Origin of the sequence: Streptomyces sp. TSRI0281, from assembly GCF_001905125.1 — a bacterium.
In the GTDB taxonomy this organism is placed as follows: domain Bacteria; phylum Actinomycetota; class Actinomycetes; order Streptomycetales; family Streptomycetaceae; genus Streptomyces.
This window is the reverse complement of record NZ_LWLE01000003.1, coordinates 120,796-128,605: the sequence shown is the minus strand read 5'-3', so window position 1 is coordinate 128,605 and position 7,810 is coordinate 120,796. Positions and strand designations below refer to the sequence as shown.

10 protein-coding genes are annotated in these 7,810 nt (G+C 72.1%); 5 read left to right on the top strand and 5 right to left on the bottom strand.

What is annotated here, in order from left to right; genetic code table 11:
- The first annotated feature begins 335 nt into the window (after positions 1–335).
- The 3 genes from A6A29_RS09010 to A6A29_RS09000 all read left to right on the top strand — a co-directional run bounded on the left by A6A29_RS09010 (position 336) and on the right by A6A29_RS09000 (position 2,661).
- Positions 336–1,559, top strand: coding sequence for a cytochrome P450 (locus A6A29_RS09010; protein ID WP_158074377.1), 1,224 nt, complete (start codon positions 336–338; stop codon positions 1,557–1,559).
- On the top strand, positions 1,556–1,765 hold the full coding sequence (locus A6A29_RS09005; protein ID WP_385730776.1) for a ferredoxin: 210 nt from the start codon (positions 1,556–1,558) through the stop codon (positions 1,763–1,765). The genes A6A29_RS09010 and A6A29_RS09005 overlap by 4 nt, the downstream gene beginning before the upstream one ends.
- A 98-nt stretch (positions 1,766–1,863) precedes the next feature.
- The gene (locus A6A29_RS09000; protein WP_073719472.1) at positions 1,864–2,661 is read left to right on the top strand and encodes a hypothetical protein; all 798 of its coding nucleotides are present in this window, start codon (positions 1,864–1,866) and stop codon (positions 2,659–2,661) included.
- A 275-nt stretch (positions 2,662–2,936) separates the two neighbouring features.
- On the opposite strand, the gene A6A29_RS42960 is transcribed toward A6A29_RS09000, so the two are convergent.
- Genes A6A29_RS42960 through A6A29_RS08970 form a run of 5 tightly spaced genes read right to left on the bottom strand, consistent with a single transcriptional unit; the run spans position 2,937 to position 5,353 of the window.
- On the bottom strand, positions 2,937–3,911 hold the full coding sequence (locus A6A29_RS42960; RefSeq protein ID WP_079182659.1) for a 3-hydroxyacyl-ACP dehydratase FabZ family protein: 975 nt from the start codon (positions 3,909–3,911) through the stop codon (positions 2,937–2,939).
- A complete protein-coding gene (locus A6A29_RS08985) occupies positions 3,908–4,321 on the bottom strand; it encodes a hypothetical protein (RefSeq protein ID WP_073719471.1) in 414 nt (137 codons plus the stop codon). Before A6A29_RS08985 ends, A6A29_RS42960 begins: the two co-directional genes overlap by 4 nt.
- A complete protein-coding gene (locus A6A29_RS08980; RefSeq protein ID WP_143196965.1) occupies positions 4,321–4,734 on the bottom strand; it encodes a hypothetical protein in 414 nt (137 codons plus the stop codon). Before A6A29_RS08980 ends, A6A29_RS08985 begins: the two co-directional genes overlap by 1 nt.
- The gene (locus tag A6A29_RS08975; RefSeq protein ID WP_385730781.1) at positions 4,734–5,105 is read right to left on the bottom strand and encodes a hypothetical protein; all 372 of its coding nucleotides are present in this window, start codon (positions 5,103–5,105) and stop codon (positions 4,734–4,736) included. Before A6A29_RS08975 ends, A6A29_RS08980 begins: the two co-directional genes overlap by 1 nt.
- Entirely contained in the window at positions 5,102–5,353 is a 252-nt protein-coding gene (locus tag A6A29_RS08970; RefSeq protein ID WP_241838396.1) for an acyl carrier protein, read from the bottom strand. Before A6A29_RS08970 ends, A6A29_RS08975 begins: the two co-directional genes overlap by 4 nt.
- Before the next feature lie 238 nt (positions 5,354–5,591).
- Here A6A29_RS08970 and A6A29_RS08965 point away from each other — a divergent pair, with 238 nt between their 5' ends.
- Both A6A29_RS08965 and A6A29_RS08960 read left to right on the top strand, forming a co-directional pair.
- Positions 5,592–6,755, top strand: a complete 1,164-nt coding sequence (locus A6A29_RS08965) for a beta-ketoacyl-[acyl-carrier-protein] synthase family protein (protein ID WP_073719469.1) — start codon at positions 5,592–5,594, stop codon at positions 6,753–6,755.
- The gene (locus A6A29_RS08960; RefSeq protein WP_073719468.1) at positions 6,752–7,765 is read left to right on the top strand and encodes a beta-ketoacyl synthase N-terminal-like domain-containing protein; all 1,014 of its coding nucleotides are present in this window, start codon (positions 6,752–6,754) and stop codon (positions 7,763–7,765) included. The genes A6A29_RS08965 and A6A29_RS08960 overlap by 4 nt, the downstream gene beginning before the upstream one ends.
- Positions 7,766–7,810 lie beyond the last annotated feature (45 nt).

The window sequence follows — 7,810 nt, the reverse complement described above, 5'->3', positions numbered from 1 at the left end:
CGGGCGGCTCCGGCGGGCCTGCTGTCAGCGCCGTGTTCGAGGCGGCCCCGGGCCGGAACAGCCCTGGGGCGGGCGCGGCAGCGCCCTTCGTCCGTGCACCGGATCCGCTGACGGCGGTCAATCGACGTTCGGTAAACGAATACACGTACCGACAAGCTCTGTCGCAGGCCGCTGCAATTACCGGAAACGGATCTTCTGGCCGGGCGCACGGAATTCAGATTCTTTGAACCGGGTCCTGTTGCAGCAAGTGGCAAGGGCCTCCGGCGGGCGGGAATTCCGTCCGTAGCATCACGGCGAGCAGACCCATGACCACGACAAAGACAGGGAATACCCCTATGACCGACGCCATGGAGAAGCAGGCCACCTGCCCCGTCGCCCCACGCGGCTGGCCCAACCCCCTTCTGCCTGAGTACGACCAGGTGCCGGAGGGACGTCCGCTGACCCAGGTGACCATGCCGTCGGGCAGCAAGGCGTGGCTGGTCTCGCAGCACGACCACATCCAACGGCTGCTGGCGGACGACCGGTTCAGCGTGCAGCCGCACCCCACGTTCCCCATCAGGTTCCCCGCGCCGCAGGAACTGCTGGACATGATCGCCAGGGACTCCAAGAACCTGCTGGTGACCATGGACCCGCCCCGGCACACCCGCGTCCGTCAGATGGCGCTGCCGGACTTCACCATCAAGGCCGTCGAGAAGCTGCGCCCGAAGGTGCAGGAGCTGATCGACCACTACCTCGACGGGATGGAGGCGGCCGGCGGCCCCACCGACCTCGTCCAGGCGCTGGCCCTGCCGCTGCCGGCCCAGGTGATCTGCGAACTGGCCGGCATCCCCGAGGCCGAGCGCGACGTGTTCACGCGCAACGCCGCGATCATGGTGGGTACGCGGCACTCGTACACCATGGACGAGAAGATGGCCGCCAACAACGAGTTGATGACGTACTTCGCCACCCTCGTCACCGAGAAGCAGGAGAACCCCGCCGACGACATGCTCGGCAGCTTCATCACCCGGGCGGGCCGGACCGACGAGTTCGACCACCACGGTCTGACGCTGATGACGAAGATGCTGCTGCTCGCGGGTTACGAGTTCATCGTGAACCGCATCGCGCTCGGCACCCAGACGCTCCTGGACCACCCCGGACAGCTCAAGGCGCTCCAGGGCGACCCGGCGGGGCTCATGCCGAAGGCCGTGAACGAGGTGCTGCGCTACTTCAGCCTCGTCGACGAGGTCCTGGCCCGGGTGGCGCTCGCCGACGTGGAGATCGACGGCGTGACCATCAAGGAGGGCGAGGGCATCCTCGTACTGAAGGGTCTCGGCGACCGCGACCCGGCCAAGTACACGGACCCCGACGCCTTCGACATCCACCGCGACGCCCGGGACCACCTCGCCTTCGGCTACGGCGTCCACCAGTGCCTCGGCCAGCATGTGGCCCGGCTGATGATGGAGCTGTGCTTCACCTCGCTGTTCACCCGGTTCCCGGACCTGCACGTGGTCGAGTCCGACGAGCCGATCGAGCTCATCGACGGGCTGCCGCCGGTGCACAAGCTCGTGGTCGGCTGGTGAGCGCGGTGAAGGTGCATGTGGACCGCGACCGCTGTATCGGCGCCGGGCTGTGCGTGATGAGCGCCCCCGCCATCTTCGATCAGGGTGAGGACGACGGCCTGGTGATCCTGCTGGACGACAGCCCCTCGGACGCCGACGCCGCGCACACGCGCAAGCTCGTCGAGCACATCTGCCCGTCGAAGGCCATCCGGATCACCGAGGGCTGAGCGGCGGCCCGGGGCCCGTCACCGCCCGCGCGGTGACGGGCCCGACGCCCGCCCGCCCCGCATTCCCCGCACAGCGCCGACCAGAGTGGACAGCACACATGACCAGGCTCACCGGATGGAAAGTCCTCAACGAGGGGCGGGGCACCGACCTCGTACTCGCCGTCGACTTCGCCACCACGGGTCGTTCCGACTCCAGTTTCACCGACCTCGTCCCCCGGCTCGACCCGCACCTCGCCGTGTGGGAGACCCGCCAGCCCGACACGGGCGACGGCATGTCCGCGCGGGACTACATCGAACTGTGGGTCCGCGAGGCCGAGGACAGTGGCCGTACGGTCCGGGCGGTGCTCGGCTACTGCGCGGGCAGCGTCTTCGCCGGTGAGATCGCCGCCCGGGTCGCCGGGTGGCAGGCACGGCCGCCCCGGTTCGTGATGTTCGACCCGGAGGTGCCGTCCCCGGCCGGTCTGGACCGGGACTTCGCCGCGATGATGAACCAGTTCGCCTCGGTGCTGTCCGCCGACGAGGTGTCCGCCGCCCGGCAGGCCGCACAGGCGGCGCGGGCGGGCGCCCCGGACTTCGCCGCCTTCGGCGCCGAGCTGGTCCGGATCTTCCGGGAGCAGGCGGGCGCGGCGTTCGCACGCGAGGAGCTCGACACGGAACTGCTGGAGGAGTTCGCGGCGGTGTTCCGGTCGTTCGTGTCGTACCTGGACGCGGCCCGGCAGATCGACCCGGCCGCCGCCTGGCGCACCGCCACCGCGGTGAGTTCCCGGCAGCCGACCGAGGGGGCCCTGCTGGCGGCGCGGACCGTGGAGGTCCCGGTCGACCACGTGGACATCCTGCGCAGCGCTCGGACGGCGGAGGTCGTCAGCGAGATCATCGGTAGCTACGCGGCGTCCTGAACGGGCGGCTGTGCGGGTGGGGCGCCTGCGGCGGGCTGGTCCCCTACCCGCCCCTTCCCGAAACCGGGGCGCTGCCCCGGGCCCCGCTCCTCAAACGCCGGAGGGGCTGGGAGTGGGGTCGCCGGCCCCCGGGGTCGGGCTGTCCTCAAACGCCGGACGGGCTGGGTTGCCGGACCTGGGGTTGGGGGCGGCGGCCCCCGGGGTCGGGGAAGGGATGCCCTCAAGCGCCGGACGGGCTGGGATTGGGGCCGCGTTCGTCGTCACGCCCGCGCGCCTCAGGGCGCCGTGTTCATCGCCCCGTCCATCTGCTCGCGCGGCCGGTTCGCACCGATGAGTGCGCCGACCGTCATGACGCACCGGTCTCCGTCCCAGGTCTCCCCGGACACGAAGACGTTGTCGGCCATCAGCCGGTCGATCCGGGCCACATGGCGCAGTACGGCACCCGGCCGCACCTCCCCGGCGAAGCGGCAGTCACGGAAGGCGGCGGCGACCTGTACGCCTTCGGTGGTGCCGCTGGACAGCCACAGGAGCACCGAGGACTGTCCGAAGGACTCCAGCATCAGCGCCCTGGGGTACATGTACCGCGACAGCGGGAGCCCGTCCGCCATCGACCGGTAGCAGGGCTCGGAGCCGGAGACGGCCTTCACGGTCGTGATCTCCCGGCCGGGGTCGAAGGATTCCACCCGGTCCACCAGGAGCATGGGGTGCCGTACCGGCAGCCGGTCCAGGATCGCGGTGTAGTCCGGTCCGCACGCGGTGGCGGCCGGGAGGGGCGGCGCGCCCGCGGGGACGAGCGGTCCGCCGGCCGGGGCGGTGTCCCGGTCGCCGAGCACCACCTTCGCGGCCACGACCGGGGTACCGTCCTGCCGCACCCCGTCGGCGGTGACCCGCCATCGCCCGCCGTCGTCCTTCCTCGCCGTGACGTCCAGCCGGATCTCGTCACCGCCGCGCATGGGCGCCCGCCACCGGCCGGAGACGACCTCCACCAGGTTCAGCGGTTCGTCGCCGCCCACCAGGGTGGACAGCGCCTGCCGGAGCGCTTCGAGGACGAACACGGCGGGCAGCAGCGTGAGTCCGGGGAAGTGCCCCTCCATGTACGGGTCGTCGGCGCTGACCGTCTTGAACGCGCGGAACCGGAGGTCCGGTCCGCCCGCGTCCGGCTCCAGCCGGTCGACCGCGCACAACGGGGTCGCGAACGTGCGCCGCGCCTCTGCCCGCTCCCCGGACCGGGGCGGAATGCCGCCGGTCATACGAACCACACCTGGTCGTACTCCGGCCAGCGGACCGCCAGTTCGGCCGGGGCGAGAGTGGTCACACCCGGCACCAGCTGCTCCGGGGTGACGCCGAGTCCGGCCAGGGCGCTCGCGTCCACGAAGACGCTGAACCCCTCGGCGAGCAGGTCCCGCACGGCACCCCGGTAGTCGGGCAGCGTGTCCAGCACCGTCGAGCCGATCCGCACGGTCGGTACGTAGTCGTTCTCCTCGACGGCCATCGTCACCGTCGCACCGCGCAGCGCCAGATCCACCTGCTCGAACTGGTCGTGCAGGTCGAGCAGTCCGTACAGCGGGTGGAAGAACTGCACCTCCACGGCGCCCCGGTAGGCGCGGTCGAGCACGCAGAGCACCCGCTGACGCGGCCGTTCCTGTGAGGTGGTGGTCATCAGGCTCCCCCGAGGTAGAGCGTCTGCCTGGCCGCGGCCATGGTCCCCGCCAGCCGGAGCGGCGAGCGGTGCCGCACCTGCGGGATGTGGTGGGTCGCGCCGCGCTCCTCGGCGCACGCAGTGCAGGTGATCCAGCCGAAGCGGCCACCGCTGTCGGCCGTCAGCCGGGCCACGATCGCCGACGACGAGGGGTAATGCCCGTCCGGGTCACGGGTGTTGGGCAGCTTGGTGTCACCGAACGTGTTCTGGGTGAGCATGTTGGCGTAACCGCACGCCCAGATCCGTACCGAGCCGCCGTTGTCGAGCACCGCGTGCGAGAGCCGCAGCGCGGAGGTCACCACATCGCTGGAGTGCGGGGCCGCCGTCAGGATGAGCAGCAGGTCCCACATCCGGCGCTTCATGGGGGTACCCATCAGTGCCACACACCTCTGCAGTCGTCCTCGGCCAGCGCCGCCGCGACGGTCTCCATCCCGGCGAGTCTCACGTGCGGCGACAGCGTCATGGCGCCGAGCGCGCGCTGCGCCGCCGAGAAGTCGTCCACGAGGATCTCGACCCCGGCCCCGGCGAGGCGCTCGATCTCCGGCACCTCGGTGCCCACGGCGCTGAGCACCCCGTCCTCGACGAGATAGACCCGCACCCGGTGGCCGGCTCCGGCGAGCGCCGCGGCGTCCAGGAGAAAGGTGCCCGCGTTGGGGCCCGCCCAGTTCCCCTTGCTCTCGATCAGGAAATAGGAGGCGGCACTCCCGCCGGTGTCCGGTGAACCGGCCGGCCGCACGCCCGTCAACCGCCCAGCTTCCGGCTGAGCAGGTCGCGGATGTCGGGAAACGTGCGGAGCTCGACCAGCTCCTCCTCGGGAATCCTGATCCCGTAACGCTGTTCCAGGGTGACCGCGAGTTCCAGAGCCACCACCGAGTCGACCCCCAGCTCCTCGATGAAGAGCGCGTCGTCGGTCAGCGCCGAGGATTCGACATCCAGGGTGTCCGCCACCAGCTCCCGGAGTTCCGACGTATTCAGCGTGATTTCGGCACTCACCGGATTCCCTTTCCTTTGGCCATTCATTCGGCTTCACGTCATTCCGGGTCCCACTTTTCCGGACCGTACGGAGCCGCGTTGATCGCCGCCGATGGTATTGCAGGGGTCTTACGGGCGAGGAGACGCGCACGGGAATACTGCAGGTACTTGCAGGCGCGACGGCCGCGGCTCTTTACCGAAGGCACTCTGGTCGGTATCGAGAATTGTTTTGTACGGTCCACAGGAGTGAGGTGCGCCGGTGACGGTCGTGGTCACGGGGCTGGGAGCGGTGACCTGCTTCGGCGCCGGAGTCGACGCGCTGTGGGACGGTCTGCTGCGTGCCGACCGGCTGCCGGTGCCCGCCCCGGACGCCTGCGGGCTGCCGGAGCACCCCCCTCTGTACGCGGCCGATCCGGACCCGGCGGCGCCGGGGTCCCCGGCCGCCGACGGCGAAGGTGCCGGGCGAACCGGCGCGCTGCTGCTCTCGGCGGTCGCGGAGGCGGTCGCCGAGGCCGGGCTGACGCGCGAGGACCTGCTCGACGCGGGGCTGACCGTCGGCACGTCGCTCGGTGACATCGACCTGGCGGAGGGGCCCGAGGCGCCGGGCCGGCCGGCCGCCACCCACCGGGTGGCCGCCGTGGTCGCCGGCCGGTTCGGGATCGGCGGGCCCGGCCACACCCTGTCCACCGCCTGCTCCGCCGGGACGTACGCGGTGGGCTGGGCCGCCGAGCTGATCGAGACCGGGCAGGCCGATGTCGTCATCGCCTGCGGCGGCGACGCCTTCTCACGGGTCGCGGTCGGCACACTGCACCGGTTCGGGCTGCTGGACCCGCTGTGCTGCCGCCCCTTCGACACCGGCCGTGCGGGCATGGTCACCGGCGAGGGCGCGGCGGCCGTGGTGCTGGAGTCGGCCGAGTCCGCCCGGCGCCGGGGTGTGAGCGCGCAGGCGGTGCTCGCCGGGCAGGGCTGGAGCTGCGACGCCCACCACCCGATGGCCCCGGAGCCGTCCGGCGAACAGCTGGGCCGGTCGGTCGCCCAGGCCCTCGCCACCACCTCCGGGCCCCCCGGTGCCGTGGTGCTGCACCGGGCCGGGGTGGCGCTCAACGACTCCGTGGAGAGCACCGCGGTCAGCGGGGCCGTGACGGCCGCGGGCGGCGACGCCGCCGAGGTCGCCGGGTACGCGCCGAAGGCGGTGATGGGCCACACCGCGGGCGCCGCGGGTGTCTTCGGCTGCGTGATAGCGGCCCGCATCCTGCGGCACGGTCTGGTTCCGCCGAACGCCCATGTGACGAGCGTCGATCCCACCTGTCCGATGGATGTGCCCCTGGGCGGGCCGGTCCCCCTGTCCCGGCCGTCGGTGCTGGTGAGCGGCACCGGTTTCGGCGGCAACAACGCGGTGCTCGCCTGGGAGGCCACCGGATGAACGTCCTGATCACGAGCGCCGGCGCGGTCGCGCAGGAGCCCCGGACGGCCGGGGAGCCGGGTGACGCCGCCTGGTTCGACCCGGCCGGGCATCTCGGCCGGCGCGGGTGGAAGTACTACAGCCCGGCCACCCGCTATCTGCTCGCGGCCGGACACCTGGCGCTCGGCAGACGCCATGACGACCCACCCCTCACCGGCGGGCCGAGCAGCCGCCTCGGTGTGGTCACCGGCACCCAGTACGCGATCGACCGCGCGCACCGGCGGATGGACGACATCCTGCGCACCGAGGGCGTCCGGGGTATCAGCCCGGCCGAGGTGCCCGCGTTCTCGATGAGCACCCCCGGCAGCCAGCTGGCCATCACGGTGGGCGCCCGCGCCTTCTCGGTCACGCTGACCAACCCCGTCACCGCGGGCCTGGAGGCGGTGCACTTCGCGATGACCGCGCTGCGTACCGGCCGTGCCGACCGGGTGGTGGCCGCGGCGACCGACCGGGCGCCCGACGGGGACGGCACGGGGAGCGGCGGTGGTCAGTACGACGGTGCCGCCGCCGTCGTCCTGTCGGCACCGGACCCGGCCGACCGGACCGGTGCGCTCGCCACGCTCACCGGCGGGCTCTCCCGGTTCGTCGCCCGGGGCGCCGACGGTGCCTGGGACCCGGCGGCGCTCGCGGCGGCCGGACGGCGGATCGCCGCCCTGGCCGACGGCACGAACGGCCTGCGGCTCGTCGTCAGCGGTCCGGCCGGTGCCGCGCCCTTCGGCGGCGCGGTCCGCGACGCCGTCGCGGCGGCGCTCGGCGCCGGGGGAGGCTCGCTGCGCGACCCCGCCGCGGCGATGGCCGAGGCCCGGCACTGCGCGGTGTCCGGCCTGCTGGAACTGATCGCCCTGGCCCGTGCGGCGGAGCCCGCGCTGCTGGTGTCCGTAGCGGAATCCGGCCATCTCACCGCCATAGCACTTACCGGCCCCGCCCGACCCGGATTTCACAGAACCACCGAAAAGCGCATACCTGTATAAGGGGGGAGAAAACTTTGACCCCCAATGACGGCTCGGATATTGTGC